Raw genomic sequence first — 23264 nt, forward strand, 5'->3', positions numbered from 1 at the left:
GTTGCCGACCCTACTACTTAAGAGGAGGAATTGTAATTGACGTATAACAACATACCAGAAAGTAAGGATGCTGTATCTTCCAATCAAGAAAAAAAGACTTCTGCTAGCATAAACCCCAACACTGCAGCAATGCTTTCTTATGTACTTGGACTAATTACAGGCATTATATTTTTTGTTCTCGAAAAAGAGAATGAGTTTGTTCGTTTCCATGCATTGCAGTCTATTTTATTTTCTGCATGTTTACTCGTGATCAATATTGTCTTAGGATTTATTCCAATTATCGGCTTGCTGGTTAGCTTGCTGCTCGTTCCCGTCTCACTAGTATTCTGGATTATTTTGATGGCGAAAGCATACCAGGAGGAATATTATAAGCTTCCGATTATCGGTAATATGGCTGAGAGATTCGTTTCGTAATGGAATAGATTCAAAAAGGATACTTCTTAGAGTGTCCTTTTTTAATACATATTTCTATAAGCAGCTGTCTGCAGAAAACGAAGAGAATATAAGAGTTCTGAAACGAATAGAATAACTTTCCGTATAAGTATTAGTGAATCTAATCTTATGAGGAGTGTTATTATCAGTTGTCCAAGATGTAATGGCAATATGATTGTTTGTTACGCAGATGAAGGTTTCAAAGGGCTGACCGTCAAGAATCCTGCAGGTGAACGACTTTTTAGTAATAAAAAGCATACAAGGATTAATCCCAACGTGTGCAGTAATTGTGGGTTTGTAGAGTGGTACGCAGAAAAGCCAGAGAGGCTTTTATAGTATTGTATATTTTTAAGATTTTTCATCATAAAAGGAGAAGTACAAGGGAGGAATTTGTTGCTATTAAAACGGATTAGCTGCCAGGTTGGCACAGGAAAAAAAGATATATTTAGTTTGGGACAAGCTGCATGGAGTCAATTAAATACTATACCAGGTTTCGTAGGTCAAATTGGCGGATGGGACACAAAAGATAAGCATATAGCGCATCTTATTTCCTTATGGAAAGATACAGAGTCCTATCAATATTTCATGCATAACGTACATGACGAAATATATGAAAATTCACCTCAAGCTCCGTTCATACAAAACATAGAGGTGGAAACCTATGCGATATCTATTCCACTTCCAGATGCTTATGAAGAAACAGCAGATTACCTTGCAAAGAGCAGTTGCATCCGAATGGAGCGGTCTCAATTTAATAAGTTGCAGAGAGGGGATTTTACACAAATGCGGATTCCATGGATGTTATCTGCCGGTAAAGTAGGCAAGGTGCTCTTTGGAGAATCTTACAAAGAAGAAAGCATATTTTTAACTGTAACTGGGTGGGACAGTCTTGAAGACGAAGAGTGGTATCAAGCAAATAAGTTTCCGGGTTCATTCAAGGCAGAAGTTAATATGGATGCAGAACAGACAGAAGTTTTCCATTTTGTTGCGGAGAAGGATTGGTTTCTGCGAAAAACTAGTACAAGTTAGGCAGATAAGGGGAAAATATTGTTTCTTTCAAACACAATTTTCTGTAGAAATTTGTGTTTTTTTATGCGCTCATGTTATTTCGTAACAAGTAATTTTAGGTTTTTGAACTAAATTAACATAAGTACTAGACATTTTCAGGAAATGGCGTTATGATGTTTTCAACACCACTTGTAATACAAGTATACAAGTGTATAAGATTACAAGGGGATTATTCACGAACAGGGAGTGTGACAAATGCAGCGAACAAGTGTAGAAGAGTTGAAACAACATGCGATTGAATTACGCAAAACGGCAGTCACGATGGTATATGAGGCACAGTCTGGACATCCTGGTGGTTCGTTGTCAGCTGCGGATATAATTGCTGCGTTATATTTCAGAGAGATGAATATAGATCCAGCTAATCCGAAATGGGAAGATAGAGATCGTTTCGTCTTATCAAAAGGTCATGTTGCACCAATCCAATATGCAGCATTGGCATTAAAAGGTTTTGTTCCAAATGAAAGCGTATACACATTACGCCAATATGGATCCCCGTTCCAAGGACATCCGGATATGAAAAAATGTCCTGGAATTGATATATCTACAGGTTCACTAGGTCAAGGTCTTTCCTGCGCGGTCGGCATGGCAATTGCCGGACAGCGGGATGAAAAAGATTACCGTGTATTCGCAATGGTTGGAGACGGTGAATGTAATGAAGGCCAAATTTGGGAAGCGATTCAATCGGCGGTTAAATACCAGCTGGATAACTTAGTAGTCTTTGTTGATAATAACCGTCTGCAAATTGATGGTTTCTGTGATGATGTTATGCCGCTGCAAGATTTGGAAAAGAAATTTGATGCATTCGGCTTTGACACTACACGCATTGATGGTCACAACATGGAAACCATTGTTGAAACACTTGATACATTTGCTAAGCAGAAGAACGGCAAACCGAAATGTATTGTTTGTGACACAGTGAAGGGGAAAGGTGTCTCCTACATGGAGGACCAAGCAGCATGGCATGGTAAAGCACCAAATAAAGAAGAGTTTGAAGATGCAATTAAACAACTAGAAGGAGGCTTACCGGTATGAGTGTGACGAAGAAACCTACTGAAAAGAAGGCAACGAGAGCTGCGTTCGGGGATGAGATTGTTCGTTTGGGTGAGTCCAATAAAGACATTTATGTAGTTGATGTTGATATCGGTAAATCTTGTAAGACTGATAATTTTATTGCCAAGTTCCCTAAACAGCATTTGAATGTAGGTATTGCGGAGCAAAACGCGGCAGGAATTGCAGCCGGGTTGGCGACAACTGGCAAAATCCCATTCATCAGCACGTACGCTGTATTTGGGTCTCTGCGTATGGCAGAACAGATTCGTCAGGAAGTCTGCTATCCGAATTTGAATGTTAAGATTGCATGTTCGCATGGCGGGCTGACGCCAGGAAATGACGGAGGAAGCCACCAGGCAATTGAAGACATGGCGATTATGCGTTCGTTCCCGAATATGACAGTTATCATGGGTGCTGATTATCATTCGACACGGAAATTGATTGCACAGGCAGCCGATAAATATGGTCCAGTTTATCTTCGCTTTACACGTGATACAGTGCCAATGATTTATGACGAGAATGAAACTTTTGAAATCGGCAAAGCGAAGCAGCTGCTTGCCGGTGAAGACGTTGCTATTATTGCAAACGGTGACACAGTACACCTAGCACTTGAAGCAGCAGAACAACTGAAGGAAAAAGGGGTTTCTGCAAAACTTCTTGATATGCATACTATCAAACCGCTTGATGTAGAGGCAGTAAAAGAATGTCTGGAGATTGGCCGAATTGTCACAGTAGAAGATCATAACATACTCAATGGTTTGGGAAGTGCAGTGGCAGAAGTAATGGCTGAAGAAGGAAAAGGACAGCTTGCGCGAATTGGTGTTCAAGATCGCTTCGGTGAATCTGCACCTTATGAGAAGCTGCTTGAAATCAACGGTATTACTGTAGAAAACATCGTAGCACAAGCAAATAAATTACTATCAAACTAATAGCATAGGGGTCGGGAGAACATGTTTAGATTGGATGAGCGAGTTGCAATTGTTACAGGAAGCGGATCTGCAAAAGGAATTGGCCGGACAATCGCGCTGACACTTGCCGAGCAAGGTGCGAAAATTGTGGTTGCAGACTTGAATAAAGAAGGCATTGAAGAAACTGTTTCTGCTATCACAGAAGCCGGCGGAACAGCACTTGGTGTAGAAGTAAACGTAACAGACAAAGCTTCCATTGACGAAATGGTAGCAAAAACTTTGGAGACTTTTGGACGTATCGATATATTGGTTAACAACGCCGGTATCTCGCAAAAAGTGACGGTAGATGACATGACATTGACCGACATTACGAAAATTTTCAACGTAAATATGTTTGGGCTGTTTCTTTGCACACAAGCAGTGCTTGGGCCAATGCGCAAACAGAAATTCGGCCGAATTGTCAGCCTTTCCTCTGTTTCAGCTAAACGAGGCGGCGGTGTTTTCGGCGGTGCACACTACTCAGCGTCTAAAGCAGCTGTTCTAGGTTTCTCTAAAAACTTGGCACGTGAAGTTGGCTTAGATGGTATCACGGTTAACTGTGTAGCACCAGGATTAGTGAATACAGATATTTGGAAGTCATTGCCACAGGAGGATGCTTTGCAGGTCATCTCAGGCATTCCGCTAGGAAGACCAGGAGAAACGAAGGAAATCGCTTCAACAGTTGCTTTCCTTGCTTCAGAAGAAGCCTCCTATATTACTGGTGAAGAAATTGATATCAATGGCGGTTCGCACATGGACTAAAGTTAGTGGGGGCGGGACTCCTGGGTCTCGTCCTGTATCTAAAAGACAGGAGGAATTGTATTGGAGCAGCAGTTGCTTGAAAAATCCACAGTCAGGAAGGTAACACTACGTCTGATTCCTTTTTTGTTTCTTTGTTTCTTCATCTCGATCCTTGATCGGGTAAATATCAGTTTTGCAGCTTTACAAATGAATGAAGATCTTGGCTTTTCGAATGCAGTATTTGGTCTCGGAGCGGGTATATTTTTCTTAGGGTACTTTTTATTAGAGGTTCCTGGAAGCGCAATTATGACCAAAATCGGAGCGCGTAGATGGATCAGCAGAATTATGGTCACTTGGGCGATTATTGCCATTTTAATGGCTTTTGTAACAGAACCATGGCAGTTCTATACTGCTAGATTCCTATTGGGTGTAGCCGAAGCAAGTTTTTATCCGTGTATGGTGTTCTACTTGAGTGGATTCTTCCAAACCAAACACCATGCGAAAGCAATTGCAGCCTTCATGTTAGCCATTCCTGGAGCGAATGCTGTAGGGGCGCCGTTATCTACGTTCCTAATGCAAATAGAATGGTTTAATCTTGCAGGCTGGCAATGGTTGTTTATTTTGGAAGCGGTTCCAGCTTTGATTCTAGGTGTAATTTGTTTCTTCTACTTGGATGATCGTCTGGAAGATGTGAAATGGCTGAAGCCGGAAGAAAGAAACTGGCTTTTGGAAGTAACGCGAAAAGAAAAAGAGGCAAAGCAGAAAGTAAAGCATTACACGTTTGCACAGGCACTGAAAGATCGAGATGTTTTGATTCTCTCTGCGGGTTATTTCTGCTGGATGTTCGGGTACTATGGTATTAACATGTTCTTGCCAACAGTAACACAATCCATGTCGGAATCATTGTCAATCAGCACGCAGGGGTTGGGATGGCTGCTTGGTCTGATGTATGGTATTGCGATGGTGGCAATGATTTTAGTAGGAAACCACTCGGATAAGAAGAACGAAAGACGCTGGCACGTTGCTGCTTGTTTAACGACTAGTGCGGTAGCGATGATTGCAAGTAGTTTTGTCGCAGAATCAAATGTTATCTTGTCGTTTGTATTTTTGACAATTGCGTTATGTGGTGCGTTCGGAGCGTATTCACCGTTTTGGGCGATACCGCCTTCCTTCTTGACTGAGTCAGCTGCTGCAGGTGCAATTGCCTTGATTAACAGTATTGGAAACCTTGGTGGATTCTTCGGACCGTATGCGGTGGGATATATCCGCGATACAACTGGCTCCTTCACAATGAGTATGGTATTTCTTGGTGTTAGTATGATTGTAAGCTCTTTCATCATCATATTCTTAGTGAAACAAACAGGAAAAGCTTTGTCCCGTTCAGCTGATAGTAAGCTTCATAAATCAAGCTGATTCTGGGATGACAAAAATGAAAATCGGAGGCGAAGAAAATGGAAGAGAAATTAAATTCGAAGCAAACGATTATTTGTCAGGACTGCGAAGATGTGATTGATGTAGCCGAAAGCCCAGAAGGCGGACGTACCCTTTATGGCGTATGCGAGTCTTGTAAAGAAAACTAAGGATCATAATAAAAAGGAGTCAGCAAACGCTGACTCCTTTTTATACTTTCCAATATCTTTCGTACAAATTATCCATGTGCAGCTTCATTAATTTTTCTGCTTTTTCCTCGTCATGATCCTCGATAGCTTCAATTAAGTTCTTATGTTCCTGGAAGTTTACACCCCGGTAATCTGGTCTTGTTACAGTGCGGTCCCGAATGAAAGTCCACATTTGCTGCTGCTTCATCGCATTGCTGATCGTCGCCATGAATTGAATATATAAATCATTATGGGATGCTTTTGCGATGCCATTATGTAATCGCTCATCGGTTTCAGGGACGTACACGCCTTCTTTCGTTTCCTTTTCCATCAGCTTTATTGTCTGATTAAGCTCTTCTAAATCTTCCTTCGTTGCTCGCATTGCCGCAAACCGGACAATCAGCGGTTCAATCGTCATCCGCGCTTCAACAATATCCTCAGGAGATATATTAGACAAAAACGCAGGCGAGTTGATTTCATCCGCTGGCAATGACTTAATATAAACGCCTTCTCCTTGTTTGGAATAAGTGAAACCGTTCATCTCTAATGCACTTAATGCTTGCCGCACAGGTGCCCGGCTTACACCGAACTGTTCGCAAAGCTCACGTTCAGATGGAATTTTGTCACCAATCTTGAATGCACCGCTTTTTAACTGTTCAACAATCTGTTCATAAATTTGTATGTATAGACGCTTGCTAGTTACTTGATTAAAATGCATGCTGGCCACCTCATCATCGAAGTTATTTAATTTTGTTATTTTTGCCCGATAACAGTAACGAAAGCTCAATCATATAGTATGAGAAGAAGACAGCCTTAACCTAGGCGGAAAAACCAGCTAAAAATATCATTGCAGCATTCTCTGTTTTCGGATTGCTCTATTGGACTTACTTAGGATTGGAATGTGAGGAGAGAGAAGGATTTCAGACCGACTCAAGAATATTTATATCGTTGCGTATAGCTGAATCTTATAGCTTTATTTTAGCACAATAAGACTTCCCTTGCTATTGAGCTAGCCTTTGCTGTTGAGGATGTTTGCTGCTTTGAATGCCCGATATGGATGGAAGTGCATGCGCAATAAAGCATGAAATGGTATCTATGTTTCACCTTTCAAGTATAAAACCCTGCCCCTCTTCTCATAATGGAATGATGGAAGAATCTTACGATGAGAAGAGGAGCAGGGATTATGGCTAAACAAGTGGATTGGGATAAAGTAAGGGGACTATTTAATTTAAATAGAGAGTACATACACATTGGAACATCTCAGTATTTTGTATCACATCCGAAGCATATTCGGGATGCAATTGAGAAGTACCGTAAAAAATTAGATGAAAATCCAACGAACTTTACGGAAAATAATGAAGAGAATTTTCCGTTGCAGGTTAGGAAAAAGCTTGTACAGTATATGGGAATAGATGACCCTAATCTTATTGCACTGACAGATAGCGCTACGATGGGTTTGGGTATCATTTATACAGGCTTAAATATTAATAAAGACCATGATATCCTCACGCCGGAACATAATCACTACTCTCATCAGGAAGCGATACGGCAGGTGGCGAACCGGACAGGGGCAAGTTTCCGTGAAGTGCCAGTTTATCACCAGATGAAAGATGTGACAGAGGAAAGCCTTGTGCAAGCTTTATTAAATGAAATCAGGGACAATACAGTTGTTATTGGCTTGACGTGGGTGCAGTCTGATACCGGGCTAAAGTTCCCAGTAAAGAAGTTTATGAACCAATTAAAGAAAATTAACAAAAAACGTGATAAGGCAAATCAAATTATTGTCGTATTGGATGGTACGCACGGCTTTGGTATTGAAACAGAAACCTTCCCGGAACTGGACTGTGATTTTTTTATTACAAGCTGTCACAAATGGCTGTACGGTCCTCGCGGTACTGGTTTTGTAGCTGCCAAAAAGGAAGCTTGGGGTTCGGTGACACCCGTCATTCCATCTTATACTATTCTGAGTATGGTCTCTATAAACGAAAAGCACCCGAAAGAGATGAACGGAACCCAAATGACACCGGGCGGTTTTCATTCCATGGAGCATAGGTGGGCATTGAAGGACGCATTTGAGTTTGCGCTGGATCTTGGCAAAGATGCTATTTATGAAAGAGTGCATCAGCTGAACAGACAAGTAAAAGAAGGGTTGGCTTCCATGTCGCATGTGACGCTGCACACACCGATAGCAGATGAATTATCAGCTGGTATTACCGCATTTGAAGTAAAAGGGATGAAATCGAAAAATGTAGTGAAAAAACTGCATGATAAGAAGATCATCGGGACAGTTGCACCATACCAAACCGCATTTGCACGATTAACTCCAGGTATCTACAACACTCCTGAAGAGATTGATCAAGTACTGGAAGCGATACATTCACTGAAGTAACAAGGCTTGCTTAAGGTGCTAAAGTAACGGGCACCTTGGTAAAATATGGACTTTTGTAACGTATGGGCTTTTTAAATCCTCTGTTATAATTGTAGGACAATAGCATAGGTGACTCAAGGGTGGTTTGCGCATTACCTTTTGTTTCATGGAGGGTGGTGTAGCGGATGACGGTGGCAGAGGCGTTGACGTTGATGATCGGCTTTGGAACGTTAATTGTTGCAATCATGTCTGACAAGAACCAGAAAAAATAACCACCCTTGAGTTGGCAGCTCGAGAAGGATGGTTATCTTACCTCTTTTTTCGCGCAGATCCCCTAGGGAATCATGCTATTCCTGGACAGACCGATTGGTGTTGGCAGCACCGGACGGTCTTTTTCTATGCACAAATATTATAGTAGCGCAGATGGAAGGTATTGTCATGTGACTATTGGAGCAAAAAGTGATTACATTTCTGTTACCTCCATTTGCTTTTTTTAAACCGTTTTAACATGTACTTGACGTGTAGCTTAGAACCACTTGGTGTTAGTAAAATAAGACAGAGAGATCAATCGCTTTGCGTAAATTTAATAAAGTATTCAGAAAAGTGTTGACTTTAAATTTCGCATGGATTATATTTTCAAGTAACAATTAAATAAGCTTATCAAGAGAGGTGGAGGGACTGGCCCTGTGATACCTCGGCAACAGACTTTTTATAAGCACTGTGCCAAATCCAGCAAGCGTATGCTTGAGAGATAAGAGGAGTAAAAGTGAACGGTTAAAAAACCTCTTCTTATTTTAGAAGAGGTTTTTTTGTGTGTATCAATCAATCTAATGATGAAGCAGTTTTATCGAAGAATTATTCAAAAGATGGGGAGAGGAAGATTACATTGGAAACAACAATTGTAAACGAATCGGCGCAATATCTGAAAACAGCAGAACTGCTGTCTCAAGCATTTGGTACGGATGCAGCAGCACGGGACAGAGCGGGCGGTACGGCTAAAGCACAGCGAGATGCTTTAAGAGACAGCGGATTGTTAAAGCTTCCTATACCAAAAGAATATGGCGGGGAAGGACAGCCTTGGTCACTTGTTCTTCGGATTGTTCGCGAACTAGCGAAGACGGATGCGGCGCTTGGTCATCTGTATGGCTACCATGCTTTTCAAACTGTTTTGCCGCATATTGCCGGTACGGCAAAACAAAAGGAGTATTTCTATAAAGAATCAGCAGCAAACAATTGGTTCTGGGGCAACTCGTCTAATCCGATAGAACCTAGTTTAATTGGAGAAAGAGTGGGAGACGCTTTTGTTGTAAATGGACATAATACGTTCAGCACAGGAGCAAAGGATTCAGATCGTTTAGCGATTACCTGGTACGACAATCCTGAAAAAACTACTTTGTACATTGGGATTATTCCTACTGCTAGAGGTGGGATTACCATTCATGATGACTGGGATGGAATGGGCCAAAGACAAACGGATAGCGGGTCTGTTACGTTCGAAAATGTGTTAGTGGAAGCAGATGAGATTATCGATTTAACAGAATCGAAAGGAACTCCTTTTGCCACATTTGATGCTATTTTATCTCAGATTGTATTAGCAAATGTCTTTGTTGGTTCTGCTGAGGGAGCACTAGAAGAAGCAAAAAAATATACAAGTAATAAATCGCGGCCTTGGTATCTTACTGACTATGAAAAAGCTACTGATGATCCATTTATACAGCGAAGCTATGGTGAATTTTGGATTGATATCCAGGCAGCTGTTCAATTAGTTGAAAAGGCGGGGAATAAAGTCGATGAAGCGTGGAGCAGAGATCGTTCCCTTACCAAAGAAGAACGAGGAGATACCGTGCTTTTAACTGGAGCAGCGAATGCTTTCGGTACAAAAGTAGCTCTAAATATAACAAGCAGCATTTTTCAAGTAATGGGCGCTCGTTCAGCTACGAGAAAAAATAATTTTGATCGATTTTGGCGAAATGTGCGTACACATTCGCTTCATAATCCGATTGAATACAAACGAAAAAACATTGGACATTGGGTGTTAACTGGGGAGTACCCAACGCCAACAGTGTATTCATAAGGAGAAAGACTGTTTTTTTGAGACGGAGAGAAGCCTGCAAGAAGGGTTTCTTTCCGTTTTTTAGCTTCGTATTCTTTCTGGGTCCAGTAAGGAAGCAGAAACAGACAGAGGATTTTCTGTAATAAGCAGCGAATGGTTAAGGAGGCGAACTCCGTTGTACAGAATTACTGTACTGTACGTTAGTTGTTTTACTTATAAGCAATCAGTATATAAGGAGCTGAAGACATGTTCCTAAAAAGAGTCAAACTCTTACAAGAGCATCCTGCATTCCAGCAGAATGTATACCCGTTTTCCATTCCGGCACTCCGACAGCTGGACAAGCTGGATATTAATCAATCGGTCACCTTCTTTGTGGGGGAAAACGGAAGTGGAAAGTCAACTTTAATGGAAGCAATCGCGGATAGATGCGAATTCCATACAGCAGGAGGCGGTCGGAATAATGCATATGATGTGGACGCATCAGAAGCTGCACTCGCGAATTATATCCGCCTGTCTTGGCTGCCCAAGGTAACAAATGGATTCTTCCTCCGAGCAGAATCCTTTTATCATTTTGCCTCGCACATTGATGATATTGGATCAGTTGATGCGTATGGTGGCAAGTCGCTGCATCACCAATCGCATGGAGAAGCATTTCTGTCTTTGTTCCAAAATCGCTTTGGCGGCAAGGCAATTTACTTGCTGGATGAGCCAGAGGCTGCACTATCCCCGCAAAGGCAGCTCTCCTTTCTTCGTCTTATCCATGATCTAGTCAAAACAGGTAATGTGCAATTTATCATCGCTACCCATTCACCTATATTGCTTGGATATCCTGAAGCGGAGATTTTGCACTTCAGCGAGGAAGGCATCCAGCAGATTGATTATGAAGAAACAGAGCATTATCAACTAACACGAGGTTTTCTGCAGAATCGTGAGGCATATTTGAGAAATTTATTTATGTAAGATTAGATAAAGTTGGTCGCTGCCTTTGCATACTATTGCTTTAGCTGTCTTTTTTCCAAGCCTTTAACTTCTTGCTGTTAGATAAATACAAGAAAGTAATCGTAAGAGAACGAGAAACGTGAAGAGGATAAGATCCGAATCCATTTTATACCTCCTATATTTTCCATATTTCCATAAGCGGTCGATATAAAACCCCTAGATGAAGATAATCATTTTCTGCTCAATTATTTTTTATTCGTATTCCTGTACAATAGAAAATACAAAATACAGGAGGTTAGACAATGCATATTTCATTCAAAGCATTAACCGCAGAAGAAGTTCAGAAATACATAGAGTTACAAAGTCCCATTTATGCGGAGAATGTATCAAGCAACCTAGGTACTCCGAAAGAAAAGGCGCTTCGTGATGCCGAACAAACATACAAGCTTCTATCTGAAGAGAACAGAAAGAATGGCCAATATATTGGGCATATCTTTTGTGAGGAGAAAAAGCAGAATGTTGGGATCATTTGGTACAACACACAGGCTGAGCGAAATCGTGTATTCATTTATCATATTTTTATAGAAGAAGCATTCCGCAAGCAAGGGTATGCGCATGCAGCGTTAACATTAGTGGAAGAAGTGGCGAGGCGAGAAGGTGTTAGCAGGATGGCGCTTAATGTGTTTGCAGCAAATGAAGATGCCCAGCGATTATATGAGCGATTAGGGTATGAAACAGCATCTATTGTAAAGACAAAGAAACTGTAGGAGGAGTTATATGAACATGCGCGCATGTATGGAAAGTGATTTAGAAGTTTGCAGTGATATCTTTGTTAATGTTTTCTGTGAGGAGCCGTGGAATGAAGCTTGGACTCCTGAAACGGCACTGAAATACTTGAAGGATTATTATCACACACCAGGATTTACAGGGATTTTAGCAGCAGAAAATCAGGATATTATCGGCTTCATCTTTGGGGTGAAACGAAGGTGGTGGTCAGGTGATGAGTTTTTCATAAACGAGATGTGTGTGCGAAGCGATAAGCAAAGTAAAGGTGTAGGCAAGCAATTAATGCACTACCTTTTGAAAACAACTGATGCAGAGACCATCAGCTTACTGACAGATCGCGGACTTCCTGCCGAGACATTTTATAAAAGAAATGGCTTTAACGAGATTGAAAGATTAATGTTCTTAAGCCGAGAGGTTTAAACTTAAAAAGAGAGGTTGGCCGTGCGATGAAAAAGACAGTACTTATCTTTTTGACAGAGCAATATGCTGATTGGGAAGCGAGCTATGCGGCAGCCGAGCTGCAGGCACCGCACTCTGCTTACACAGTAAAAACAGCAACCTTAGATGGCCAGCCGGTCGCCTCTATTGGCGGATTTAAAGTGCTGCCTGACTATAGCTTAGAGGAAGTAAAAAGCTATGAGAATTTTTATATGCTCATTCTTCCGGGCGGAAACACATGGCGAGAAGATGCTACTGTTCCGGTAAAAGAGCTGCTTGCACATTGTGCAGCAAATGCCATACCTATAGCGGCTATTTGCGATGCTACCGTTTTTCTTGGAAGATATGGCTTCTTGGATAAAACGCCGCATACAAGTAATAGTTTGGAGTACTTGCAAGAAGGTGCGCCTGCTTATCAAGGTGAAAACTTGTACGTTCATTCTCAAGCAGTACGCGGTGATAACTTGGTCACTGCGAATGGCACCGCGCCTTTAGAGTTTGCACGTGAAATACTGAAGCTTCTTGCGGTAAGGGAAGATGAAAAAATTGACGGCTGGTACCGATTCTTTAAAGAAGGTGCAGTCGAATTTAAGGGTTAAAAAGCGAGCACAGAAATTGTTTCTGTGGTCGCTTTTAACGTTATTGTACATCTAAGGGAAATTCCTTCACAAGCTCCTGCTGATTTTCTGCTTGTAATTCCTCTTCTAAAAAATTATTCCATCCTTGCTCGTGCTTTATTTTTTCTTCTAAGTCATCGTTTAGAAATTTCTCTAAATCCGATGAGGAAAGTTCCATGTTGTATTCTGTTTCGTCGCTTTGCAAAGTTAAAGTGATGTTTTTTTCATTAGTAATTAGGGCAGAGAGATACAGGATATTGTGGAGAAAGACTTTCTGGACTGCTGATTGCTTGTTGTACCACGTATTTTCTTTTTGTTTATCAATTTTATTTGTATCATAAAGGACTGCGAGATTTCTCTCTGACAAGCTTATCTCTTCCAGTATATTGCTGCCTGGGAGCTTCATAAGAATTGCCCCTACATCACTGTTTTTTCCTATATACGTTTTTTCATATGCAGATAGCGCATGATAATCTACCGTTCCCATGCTTATGTCATTATCAGCAGCGGAACATGCAGTTAGGAAAAGAAGCAGCAGAAGACCAAGAACTCCGATTATCATTTTCTCCATAAACATCCTCCAGATATTTCTCTTTCTTCTATCGTAACGCAGAACATAAGCAGTGATAAAGATAAATATACATTACCAATAATTTTAGCTCACATGAATAAACAGCACCTGCATTCTTCACTTGTACGGGCAAGATGACAGAATCGAAGAAAAATAGATTGATTGTACGTACCAATTAAGTTAAAATCACGTTAAGGAGTTAAATATACGTACAAGAAGAGGTGAACCTGATGCTGAATGATTTGAAGGAGCAGGTGCTGCAAGCGAACCTGGATCTGCCAAAGCATGAGCTGGTAACTTTCACGTGGGGAAATGTAAGCGGTATCAATAGGGATTCCGGTTTAGTTGTGATTAAGCCTAGCGGTGTGGCTTATGAGAAGCTGACGGTAAAAGACATGGTTGTTGTCAATTTGGATGGCGAAGTGGTGGAGGGAGATCTGAAGCCTTCATCTGACACAGCAACCCATCTTGTTTTGTATAAGCATTTTGATGCTATTGGCGGCATTGTGCATACGCATTCCACATGGGCGACAGCTTTCGCGCAGTCAGCCAAAGGGGTGCCGGCGCTTGGGACAACTCATGCGGACTACTTCTATGGAACAGTGCCCTGTACGCGGCCGATGACCGTACAAGAGATAAAGCATAATTATGAATTAGAGACAGGCAATGTCATTGTCGAGACGTTTCAGAAGCAAGGCCTAGATCCAAACCAAATTCCAAGTGTACTCGTGCATAAGCATGCGCCATTTAACTGGGGGAAATCACCTGCGGAAGCTGTGCATAATGCTGTTGTCTTAGAGGAAGTGGCCAGACTTGCGCATCTATCTTATCAGCTGGATCACCAGGTGGATGATATGGAACAAGAGCTGTTAGATAAACATTATCTGCGAAAACATGGTGCAGGTGCCTATTACGGCCAGAAGACCACATAGGAGGAAATGCAAATGGGGACGGAAAAATACACAATCGGAATAGATTATGGCACGCAGTCGGGCCGAGCAGTGCTTGTCCGTTTACGTGATGGAATAGAGATGGCGGACCACGTGACAGCGTACGCCCATGGAGTCATGGATGTAAAACTGCCGCATTTGAATAAAGCATTAGGCTATGAGTGGGCGCTGCAGCATCCGATGGATTATCTCGACGTACTGCGGAATTCCGTGCCAGCTGTCATGAAAACAGCAGGTGTGGAACCGCCAGACGTTATCGGATTAGGAATTGATTTTACTGCATGTACGATGCTGCCCGTTGACGAAAATCTGGAACCATTGTGTTTTAACCCACTATACCGTGATAATCCTCACAGCTGGGTTAAACTTTGGAAACACCATGCTGCGCAGGATGAGGCCAATAAGCTAAATGACATTGCGAAGGACAAAGGCGAGGCTTTTCTATCGCGGTATGGAGGCAAGATTTCCTCGGAGTGGATGATACCTAAAATCTGGCAAATCGCAGATGAAGCACCTGAAATCTATGAGGCGGCAGATCAATTTATCGAGGCTACTGATTGGGTGATTTCGCAGCTTACAGGTGAATTGAAACGAAATAGCTGTACTGCTGGATACAAGGCTATTTGGCATAAGCAAGACGGCTATCCTTCGCAAGAATTCTTCGGCAGTCTGCATCCTGCGTTGCGAGATGTGGCGGAAACAAAGCTGCGCGGGGAGGTGTATCCGCTTGGATCCAAGGCTGGCGAATTGCAAGCCTCACTTGCTGGGCCGATGAATCTGCCGGCAGGTATTGCAGTGGCTGTTGGAAATGTGGATGCGCATGCGGCCGTCCCAGCAATGGGTGTAGTGACGCCAGGTAAATTGGTAATGGCTATGGGAACTTCTATTTGCCATATGGTACTTGGCACAGAGGAACGTACAGTCGAAGGCATGTGCGGAGTGGTAGAGGACGGTATTATCGAAGGCTACTATGGCTATGAAGCCGGGCAGTCGGCAGTTGGCGACATTTTTGGCTGGTTCGTGGATGAGCAAGTGCCGGCATATGTACATCAGCAGGCAGAAGCAGCTGGACAGAATGTGCACCAGTGGCTGGAAGCTCGTGCGGCTGCTTATCGTCCGGGAGAAACGGGTTTGCTGGCGCTGGACTGGATGAATGGCAACCGGTCTGTGCTCGTGGATACTGAACTTAGCGGACTGATAATGGGGCTGACACTGCAGACCAAACCGGAAGAAGTATATCGGACGCTGCTGGAAGCGACGGCTTTTGGTACGCGTAAAATTGTCGACGCTTTCCATCAAAATGGTGTAGCTGTTGATGAACTATATGCATGTGGCGGACTGCCGCAGAAAAATAAGCTGCTTATGCAAATTTTTGCTGATGTCACGAACCGGCCGATTTATATTGCCGACTCGGTACAAACACCAGCAGTTGGAGCAGCGATGTTTGGCGCCGTTGCAGCAGGAGCAGATGCTGGTGGCTATGACAGCATCCTGGAGGCAGCTGAACATATGGCGCGGGTAAAGGAAGAAGTTATACAGCCGATCCCAGAAAATGTGGACATTTATGAGCGGCTTTACGAGGAGTACAATACGCTGCATGACTATTTCGGACGCGGATCTAATGATGTCATGAAGCGGCTAAAAGCAATACGTTCACAATCGGAAAGAAAATTGACTGCACAGAATTAAGGGGGAGAAATTATGTTACAAGTAAAGCCTTATCAATTTTGGTTCGTTACAGGAAGTCAGCATTTGTACGGGGAAGAAACACTAAAGCAGGTGCAAGCTAATTCTGAGGATTTGATCCATAAAATAAACGAGCAGGGCAATTTGCCGTTTCCAATTACCTTTAAAGAAGTGCTCACGAACGCAGCAGACATTCAGCGGGTGAGTCTGGAAGCAAATGCTGATCCGGAATGTGCAGGATTGATTACGTGGATGCACACGTTCTCACCAGCGAAAATGTGGATTGGCGGACTAAAGACGCTTCAAAAGCCGCTTTTGCATTTGCACACGCAGTACAATCGCGATGTTCCTTGGGATACGATAAACATGGACTTTATGAACTTGAATCAAGCCGCTCATGGCGACCGTGAATATGGCTTTATGGGAACACGTCTTAACAAAGCCAGAAAGGTGATTGTCGGCTATTGGGGCGATCCAAAAATACAGAGCCGCATTGCTGATTGGATGACAACAGCTGTTGGCGTTAACGAAAGTCAGCAAATTAAGGTAGCCCGTTTTGGCGATAACATGCGTAACGTTGCTGTTACGGACGGCGATAAAGTGGAAGCACAAATTAAGTTTGGCTGGACCGTCGATTATTATGGTGTTGGCGATCTGGTTGCGGAAATGAAAGAAGTAAGTGAGGCAGAAGTAGATAACCTCGTTGCAGCGTACAAGGAAGTGTACGATCTGCCGACAGAGGCAGATCAGGTAGCTTCTGTACGTGAACAGGCTAAAATTGAAGTAGCATTAAAGCGCTTCTTAGATCGCGGCGGTTACCAAGCGTTCAGCACCAACTTTGAGGATCTGCACGGAATGAACCAGCTGCCAGGACTCGCTGTTCAGCATCTGATGGCGCAAGGTTACGGCTTTGCTGGCGAAGGAGATTGGCGTACCGCAGCGCTCGTTCGACTGCTAAAAGCAATGGCCAATAATGAAAAAACATCCTTTATGGAAGATTACACGTACCATTTAGAAGAAGGTGCGGAATTAATCTTAGGATCACATATGCTGGAGGTTTGTCCGACTGTTGCCAAAAACAGACCATCTATTCAGGTGCACCCGTTAGGCATTGGCGGTAAAGATGACCCAGCACGGATTGTATTTGACGGAATTGCCGGTGAAGCCATAAACGTTTCCATCATTGAGCTCGGCGGCCGATTCCGCATGATTATTAATAAGGTGGATGCTGTCGAGGCAGAAAACGAAACACCAAACTTGCCGGTAGCCAAAGTACTGTGGAAACCGCAGCCATCATTAAGTGAAGCAACAGAAGCATGGATTTATGCTGGCGGAGCCCATCATACGGCACTTACTTTCGCTCTGACTGCTGAACAGCTGGAAGACTTTGCGGACATAATTGGCATAGAGTGTGTAACGATCGATAACGATACCAAGTTAAAGCAATTCCGAAAAGAGCTGCAGTGGAATCAGGCAGTGTGGAAATAGAACACAAAAAAAGATGTGCGTTTTTGCACATCTTTTTTGAATAATAGTTTTTAATCACTCTTTAGTTCAAAACGAATCATATAGCAAGTAATTGCTTGAGTTCTTCTAATGCAGTTATTTCATAATCAGGTGCTATCGCAAGATGATTCGGCAGTCTTCCAGGGTTAAACCAGCATGTATTCATACCGGCCTTATGACCTCCTTGTATGTCAGCCGCTAACGAATCACCAATTATGAGTGAACGACTAGGACTTACATCGGGAACGCGATCAAACACATAATCAAAGAATTCGGCCATTGGTTTCTGGAAGCCAGTGTCTTCGGAAACGAAAACGGCCTGGAAATACGGCAGCAGACCGGTTGCTTTTAGACGGCGATATTGTGTTTCTGAAACACCGTTCGTCACGATGTAAAGCGGATATTGCTTGCTCAGTTCTTCTAATACTTCGGCCGCTCCAACTATCATATGTGTTCCTTTCCCTAACAGCTCACGATAAGCTGCATCTAATTCTGCACCATTCGTTTCACGGCCGTATAGCGCAGAAAACTCCCGGAATCTTGATTGAACAACCGTATCCCGATCAATTTCTCCTTTTTCGAAGGAACTCCAAAGCCGCTTATTAATGGTGCGGTAGGCAGTCATTGCTTCTTCATCAATTGGCAATCCATGCTGTTGAAATAGGCGAGGGAGTGCTTCCTGTTCCGTTTTTGTAAAGTCGAGAATTGTATTATCTACATCAAAAAATAAAGCTTGATAGTTTTTCATTGTGGTGCTGTCCTCCAATAAAAACGAGCGTTCTCTTATAGGCTGTGAGACGCAGTTACGTATTATGTGCTGCTCTGATACTACCACAAGAAAGCATCCAGAAAAAAGATAGACTCTTACAAAACATCTACCGTAATAAAGAACAACATAGTGCGCCCTTCCCATCACCTGTGGTATGCTAACTTATACGAACATGTCAAGGAAGCTGGTGTGAGTTATGCAGACAAAGTATGCAATTGTAAAACAAGCAATCAAGTCCAAAATCCTCGATGGTACGTATGAGCCGCACGCGAAAATTCCATCTGAGAGTGAAATGATGAAGCAGCACGATGTTAGCCGTCATACGGTGCGGCTGGCGATAGGTGAGCTGGTGAATGAAGGCTGGCTTTACCGAGAACAAGGAGCAGGCACCTTTTGTGCAGATCGTTCCAAGCATCAGCTGCAGCAGAACGGTATCCAAAATAAAAATATTGCTATTGTGACTACTTACATTTCTGATTATATCTTTCCATCCATTATTCGCGGTGCAGAGGCTTTTCTAAGTGAACATGGCTATAACGTGAGCTTATTTAGCACAAATAACGATCATGAAAAGGAACGAGAATATCTGGAGCGGATTATTACAACAGGATTTGACGGCGCAATTATCGAGCCGACGAAAAGTGCTTCTGCCAATCCAAATATCAATTACTATTTGAATTTAGAGCGACTTCAAATTCCCTACATCATGATTAATGCCTATTATGACGCGCTGGAGCCGTTTCGGGTGCTTGTCGATGACGAACGTGGGGCATTTTTGCAGACAGAACATCTCATTCAGCAAGGACATCGCGATATTGTTGGTTTCTTCAAGACAGACGATCTGCAAGGAACACTTCGGATGAAAGGGTACTTGAAAGCGCATCGCGAAAATAAAGTACCAATCAACCCTAAACATATTGTCACGTACACTACAGAAGAAAAGCATCACAAGCCAATACATGAGCTGGAAGTGCTGCTTGATCAAGCAGATACAAAGCCGACAGGACTAGTATGCTACAATGATGAGCTCGCAATCAAAATGCTCGATGTACTGCGGACCCGGGATATGAAAGTCCCGCACGACATGTCAATTATCGGATTCGATAATTCTATTTTAGCTGAGCTATCAGAAGTGAAACTCACCTCTGTTGAGCATCCAAAAGCTGAGCTGGGCAGAGCAGCGGGCAAGCTGATTTTAGAATTGATTGAAAGTAAGAATGGCAAGGGGTTAGGGAAGACGATAGATAGTGTTGTATTCCCGACGGAGCTGGTAACAAGAAATTCAACACAAGCAATAAGGACAAATAGATTAGAGAAGATATAGAAACAAAGAAAGCTGACATCTGTTCAGCTTTCTTTTTATAAACATGTAAAACAAACAATGCAATAAAAAGCATTTTGAACTTGTTCGTATAAGTTGTAATTAAAATGAAAGAAAACTTATTGACTGATTGTTATCCTGGTGCTAGGATAGATGTAACACACATCGTAAAAGCTGACAAACAAAATGTATGCGCTATCATCCAGACTGTCTCACGTTGGCTGATTACGGTAAGGGAGGTATGACCTCTTTAGTAAACGCTTTCAAAGAAGTGCTTGCCATGAATAAAAATGAGGGGGTAGCTTTGATGAAGAAAGTTTTAAAAACGCTGATGATTGGTCTCATGATTGTCGTATTAGTCGCTTGCAGTAAAGGCAGCGGCGGCGGAGGCAGTGAAGCGGATGAAACAGAAGTTGTTGGGGCAGATTTAGAGGGTGCAACAGAATTGACTTATTGGACATTTGTTGGGCAGCATATGGATTTGTTTAAAGAATCAGCAGAACGCTGGAATAAAGAATTCCCTGACCGGCCTATCAAACTTACAGCAGAAACGTATCCATTTGACCAGATGCACAACAACTTGCTGCTAAGCTTGCAGTCTGGTAAAGGTGCACCAGATATTGCAGATATTGAGATGAGTAAGTTTCAGAACTTTATGCAAGGGAAGCCGCAGCTGGAACCAATGAATGAATACGTAGAGCCAGTATTAGCAGATTCCGTCTCAGCTCGTTTTGAATTATATGCAAAAGACGGAGACTATTACGGAATACCAACACATGTAGGCGCCACAGTGATGTATTATAATACCGAAATCATGGAGCAAGCTGGCGTTGATATTAATAGCATCCAGACTTGGGATGATTTCGTAGAAGCTGGTAAACAAGTAACAGAAAAGACAGATGCGGTTATGTGGAACGTCGGAACTGCAGACTTCCTAATGGATCTTTGGCCGATGGTTTCTCAGCAGGATTCCGATTTCTTTGATGAAGAAGGAAATTTGACACTTGATAACGAAACAAACATAGATACCTTACAATTCCTTTATGACACAGTTTATACAGATAAAATTGCAGAGCTTACTCCTGGCGGTACGAACCAGTCAGAAGACTTTTATAAATATTACACAGAAGGTAAATCTGCTGCCATTTTAGCTCCGCTTTGGTATATGGGGCGTTTCCTAGATAATATGCCGGAAATGGAAGGCAAAATCGCGATTAAACCGCTTCCTGCGTGGGAAGAAGGCGGCAAACGTTCGGCCGGTATGGGCGGAACAGGTACTTCGGTAACAAACCAGTCTGAAGATAAGGATTTGGCTAAAGAATTCCTTGCATATACAAAGCTTTCTGAAGAGGGAAGCATTAACTTGTGGAAGGTTCTTGGATTTGACCCGCCTCGCTGGGATGTATGGGAAAGCGATGCAGTCAAAGAAGATAATAAATACTATCAGTTCTTTGGTGATGGCATCTTCGATATGTTATTAGAAGTAAAAGATGAAATCAATACACTTAACATTACGGAAAGTACACCAGATGTCTCCACCGAATATAACACGATCATCGCCGATTCTGTGTTAAGGCAGAAGAACAAAACACCAGAAGAAGCAATGAAAGAAGCTGCTGATAAAATTGAGAGCACGATGAAGAAATAGGATGAATTTATCAACTCCGAGCAGCGGTTCTGTAAGCTGCTCGGTTTTTTGTATAGTTAATGTTACAAAAACGCTTGTTTTTAAATCGATATCTGACTATACTAAATGTATGAACTTATACGTACATATTTACGGCTGGTGTGATGTATCTAAAAATATGTTCGTACAAGGCGCGATGCGAATCGCCTTCTTTTTTCACTATATTTGTAAGCGTTATCAATATAAAGGGAGTGGAATGAATGGCAAATAAGCTGCAAGCGACAATGGTGCTGGATAAGAGTTATCAAATAAGTGAGGTCGATCAACGTATTTACGGTTCATTTATTGAACATCTTGGAAGAGCAGTATACGGCGGAATCTACGAACCAGGCCATCCGGAAGCGGATGAACAAGGTTTTCGAAAAGATGTACTAAATCTGGTCAAGGAACTGCAAGTACCAATTGTCCGTTACCCTGGCGGTAATATGGTGTCTGCGTATAATTGGGAAGATGGCGTCGGACCGAAAGAAGAGCGGCCAAGACGGCTGGAGCTGGCGTGGCGCACCATTGAAACAAATGAAATGGGAACGAACGAATTTGTTGATTGGGCAAAAAAAGCAGGCGCAGACGTGATGATGGCAGTAAACCTTGGCACAAGAGGCATTGATGCTGCACGTAACTTAATTGAGTATACCAATCATCCAAGCGGCACCTACTGGAGCGATTTACGCAGAGCGCATGGCTATGAACAGCCGCATCAAATCAAAACATGGTGCTTAGGTAATGAAATGGACGGTCCATGGCAGGTTGGGCAGAAAACGGCTGCCGAGTATGGAAAAATTGCAAAAGAAACAGGTAAAGCAATGAAGCTTGTGGATCCAACAATTGAGCTTGTAGCATGCGGGAGCTCTAATACCGATATGCCGACATTCCCGGAATATGAAGCAACAACACTCGATATCGCTTACGACGAAGTTGATTTTATATCCCTGCATCAATATTACGGCAATAATTCCAATGATCCTGCTAACTATTTGGCAAAGAACATGGACATGGATCATTTTATTAAAACAGTAACTGCAACTTGTGACTATATCAAAGCGAAACACCGCAGCAAGAAGACAATCAACTTAAGCTTTGACGAATGGAATGTGTGGTACCACTCCAGAGAGCATGATGAAAAGCTGGAGCCGTGGACAGTTGCACCGCCGCAGCTGGAGGATGTCTACAATTTTGAGGACGCCTTGCTGGTAGGAAGTATGTTGATCACGATGCTTCGCCATGCAGACCGCGTGAAGATGGCGTGTATGGCACAGCTCGTGAATGTTATTGCCCCAATCATGACTGAAAATAACGGCCAATCTTGGAAACAGACAATCTATTATCCGTATCTGCACGCATCTGTATTTGGCCGGGGGGTAAGTTTACAGCCAATTCTTTCCTCTCCGAAATATGACAGCAAAGATTTCACAGATGTACCATTTATAGATTGTGCAGCTGTGTACGATGAACAAGGCGAGGAATTAACGATTTTCCTTGTTAATAAACATTTAGAAGACACCATTCCGCTTGACGTGGATGTGCGAAGCTTTGAAGGCTACACAATCAAAGAACATATTGTACTGGAGCATCATGACTTGAAAGCTGCTAACACAAAAGATACAGCACGTGTGACCCCGCACACAAACGGAGATTCCAGCTTGGCAGATGGGAAATTACATGCACAGCTGCATCGAACTTCTTGGAATGTCATCCGGCTGCATAAAACAAAAACTAACGAATCGTAAGGGGGGATTG

At 42.6% G+C, this 23264-nt stretch carries 23 protein-coding genes and 1 riboswitch; of the genes, 20 read left to right on the forward strand and 3 right to left on the reverse strand.

What is annotated here, in order from left to right; all coding sequences use genetic code 11:
- Positions 1-36 precede the first annotated feature (36 nt).
- The 7 genes from CRO17_RS12930 (at position 37) to CRO17_RS17365 (ending at position 5818) form a co-directional block, all read left to right on the forward strand.
- The gene (locus CRO17_RS12930) at positions 37-414 is read left to right on the forward strand and encodes a DUF4870 domain-containing protein (RefSeq protein ID WP_245864790.1); all 378 of its coding nucleotides are present in this window, start codon (positions 37-39) and stop codon (positions 412-414) included.
- Between the two features lie 411 nt (positions 415-825).
- Positions 826-1461 carry a YdbC family protein gene (locus CRO17_RS12935; RefSeq protein ID WP_179637053.1) on the forward strand — a complete coding sequence of 212 codons (636 nt, stop codon included), beginning with the start codon at positions 826-828 and terminating at the stop codon, positions 1459-1461.
- Positions 1462-1695: 234 nt separating this feature from the next.
- Entirely contained in the window at positions 1696-2532 is an 837-nt protein-coding gene (locus tag CRO17_RS12940) for a transketolase (RefSeq protein WP_097042862.1), read from the forward strand.
- The gene (locus CRO17_RS12945) at positions 2529-3479 is read left to right on the forward strand and encodes a transketolase family protein (RefSeq protein ID WP_097042864.1); all 951 of its coding nucleotides are present in this window, start codon (positions 2529-2531) and stop codon (positions 3477-3479) included. Before CRO17_RS12940 ends, CRO17_RS12945 begins: the two co-directional genes overlap by 4 nt.
- 21 nt (positions 3480-3500) lie before the next feature.
- Positions 3501-4259 carry an SDR family NAD(P)-dependent oxidoreductase gene (locus CRO17_RS12950; protein WP_097042867.1) on the forward strand — a complete coding sequence of 253 codons (759 nt, stop codon included), beginning with the start codon at positions 3501-3503 and terminating at the stop codon, positions 4257-4259.
- Between the two features lie 60 nt (positions 4260-4319).
- A complete protein-coding gene (locus tag CRO17_RS12955) occupies positions 4320-5651 on the forward strand; it encodes an MFS transporter (protein ID WP_097042868.1) in 1332 nt (443 codons plus the stop codon).
- A gap of 38 nt (positions 5652-5689) precedes the next feature.
- Positions 5690-5818: a GapA-binding peptide SR1P gene (locus tag CRO17_RS17365; protein WP_143596027.1), complete on the forward strand. Its 129-nt coding sequence runs from the start codon at positions 5690-5692 to the stop codon at positions 5816-5818.
- A gap of 40 nt (positions 5819-5858) precedes the next feature.
- On the opposite strand, the gene CRO17_RS12960 is transcribed toward CRO17_RS17365, so the two are convergent.
- Positions 5859-6554, reverse strand: coding sequence for a FadR/GntR family transcriptional regulator (locus tag CRO17_RS12960; protein WP_097042870.1), 696 nt, complete (start codon positions 6552-6554; stop codon positions 5859-5861).
- Between the two features lie 465 nt (positions 6555-7019).
- Between CRO17_RS12960 and CRO17_RS12965 the strand changes: the two genes are divergently transcribed.
- The 7 genes from CRO17_RS12965 to CRO17_RS12990 all read left to right on the forward strand — a co-directional run bounded on the left by CRO17_RS12965 (position 7020) and on the right by CRO17_RS12990 (position 13019).
- Positions 7020-8225: an aminotransferase class V-fold PLP-dependent enzyme gene (locus tag CRO17_RS12965; protein WP_179637055.1), complete on the forward strand. Its 1206-nt coding sequence runs from the start codon at positions 7020-7022 to the stop codon at positions 8223-8225.
- Positions 8226-8389: 164 nt separating this feature from the next.
- Positions 8390-8476 (forward strand): putative holin-like toxin, encoded by an 87-nt coding sequence (locus CRO17_RS17780; protein ID WP_256444542.1) that lies wholly within the window; start codon positions 8390-8392, stop codon positions 8474-8476.
- 382 nt (positions 8477-8858) lie between these two features.
- Positions 8859-8962, forward strand: a riboswitch (SAM riboswitch).
- A 53-nt stretch (positions 8963-9015) separates the two neighbouring features.
- Complete coding sequence (locus CRO17_RS12970; protein ID WP_342748984.1) at positions 9016-10278, forward strand: acyl-CoA dehydrogenase family protein; 1263 nt, start codon at positions 9016-9018, stop codon at positions 10276-10278.
- A gap of 225 nt (positions 10279-10503) precedes the next feature.
- Positions 10504-11217 (forward strand): AAA family ATPase, encoded by a 714-nt coding sequence (locus tag CRO17_RS12975; RefSeq protein ID WP_097042874.1) that lies wholly within the window; start codon positions 10504-10506, stop codon positions 11215-11217.
- A gap of 281 nt (positions 11218-11498) precedes the next feature.
- Positions 11499-11963 (forward strand): GNAT family N-acetyltransferase, encoded by a 465-nt coding sequence (locus tag CRO17_RS12980; protein WP_097042876.1) that lies wholly within the window; start codon positions 11499-11501, stop codon positions 11961-11963.
- Positions 11964-11973: 10 nt separating this feature from the next.
- Positions 11974-12402, forward strand: coding sequence for a GNAT family N-acetyltransferase (locus tag CRO17_RS12985; protein ID WP_097042879.1), 429 nt, complete (start codon positions 11974-11976; stop codon positions 12400-12402).
- 26 nt (positions 12403-12428) lie between these two features.
- Complete coding sequence (locus CRO17_RS12990) at positions 12429-13019, forward strand: DJ-1/PfpI family protein (RefSeq protein ID WP_097042881.1); 591 nt, start codon at positions 12429-12431, stop codon at positions 13017-13019.
- Positions 13020-13059: 40 nt separating this feature from the next.
- On the opposite strand, the gene CRO17_RS12995 is transcribed toward CRO17_RS12990, so the two are convergent.
- Positions 13060-13608 (reverse strand): DUF4825 domain-containing protein, encoded by a 549-nt coding sequence (locus CRO17_RS12995; RefSeq protein WP_179637057.1) that lies wholly within the window; start codon positions 13606-13608, stop codon positions 13060-13062.
- 230 nt (positions 13609-13838) lie between these two features.
- Here CRO17_RS12995 and araD point away from each other — a divergent pair, with 230 nt between their 5' ends.
- From araD to araA, 3 genes are read left to right on the forward strand one after another with little or no spacing between them, the layout of a single operon-like run.
- Complete coding sequence (gene araD / locus CRO17_RS13000; RefSeq protein WP_097042884.1) at positions 13839-14540, forward strand: L-ribulose-5-phosphate 4-epimerase; 702 nt, start codon at positions 13839-13841, stop codon at positions 14538-14540.
- Positions 14541-14552: 12 nt separating this feature from the next.
- Positions 14553-16247 carry a ribulokinase gene (locus tag CRO17_RS13005; protein WP_097042886.1) on the forward strand — a complete coding sequence of 565 codons (1695 nt, stop codon included), beginning with the start codon at positions 14553-14555 and terminating at the stop codon, positions 16245-16247.
- A gap of 12 nt (positions 16248-16259) precedes the next feature.
- Complete coding sequence (gene araA, locus CRO17_RS13010; protein WP_097042887.1) at positions 16260-17732, forward strand: L-arabinose isomerase; 1473 nt, start codon at positions 16260-16262, stop codon at positions 17730-17732.
- Between the two features lie 76 nt (positions 17733-17808).
- On the opposite strand, the gene CRO17_RS13015 is transcribed toward araA, so the two are convergent.
- Positions 17809-18498: a YjjG family noncanonical pyrimidine nucleotidase gene (locus CRO17_RS13015; RefSeq protein ID WP_097042889.1), complete on the reverse strand. Its 690-nt coding sequence runs from the start codon at positions 18496-18498 to the stop codon at positions 17809-17811.
- 217 nt (positions 18499-18715) lie between these two features.
- Here CRO17_RS13015 and CRO17_RS13020 point away from each other — a divergent pair, with 217 nt between their 5' ends.
- The 3 genes from CRO17_RS13020 to arfA all read left to right on the forward strand — a co-directional run bounded on the left by CRO17_RS13020 (position 18716) and on the right by arfA (position 23254).
- Positions 18716-19843 (forward strand): GntR family transcriptional regulator, encoded by a 1128-nt coding sequence (locus CRO17_RS13020; protein WP_097042891.1) that lies wholly within the window; start codon positions 18716-18718, stop codon positions 19841-19843.
- Between the two features lie 304 nt (positions 19844-20147).
- Positions 20148-21488 (forward strand): ABC transporter substrate-binding protein, encoded by a 1341-nt coding sequence (locus tag CRO17_RS13025; protein WP_097043167.1) that lies wholly within the window; start codon positions 20148-20150, stop codon positions 21486-21488.
- Positions 21489-21727: 239 nt separating this feature from the next.
- Complete coding sequence (arfA, locus tag CRO17_RS13030; protein ID WP_097042893.1) at positions 21728-23254, forward strand: arabinosylfuranosidase ArfA; 1527 nt, start codon at positions 21728-21730, stop codon at positions 23252-23254.
- Positions 23255-23264: the final 10 nt, after the last annotated feature.

It is taken from the genome of Terribacillus aidingensis (genome assembly GCF_900215625.1).
GTDB classification, from domain to species: Bacteria; Bacillota; Bacilli; order Bacillales; family Amphibacillaceae; genus Terribacillus; species Terribacillus aidingensis.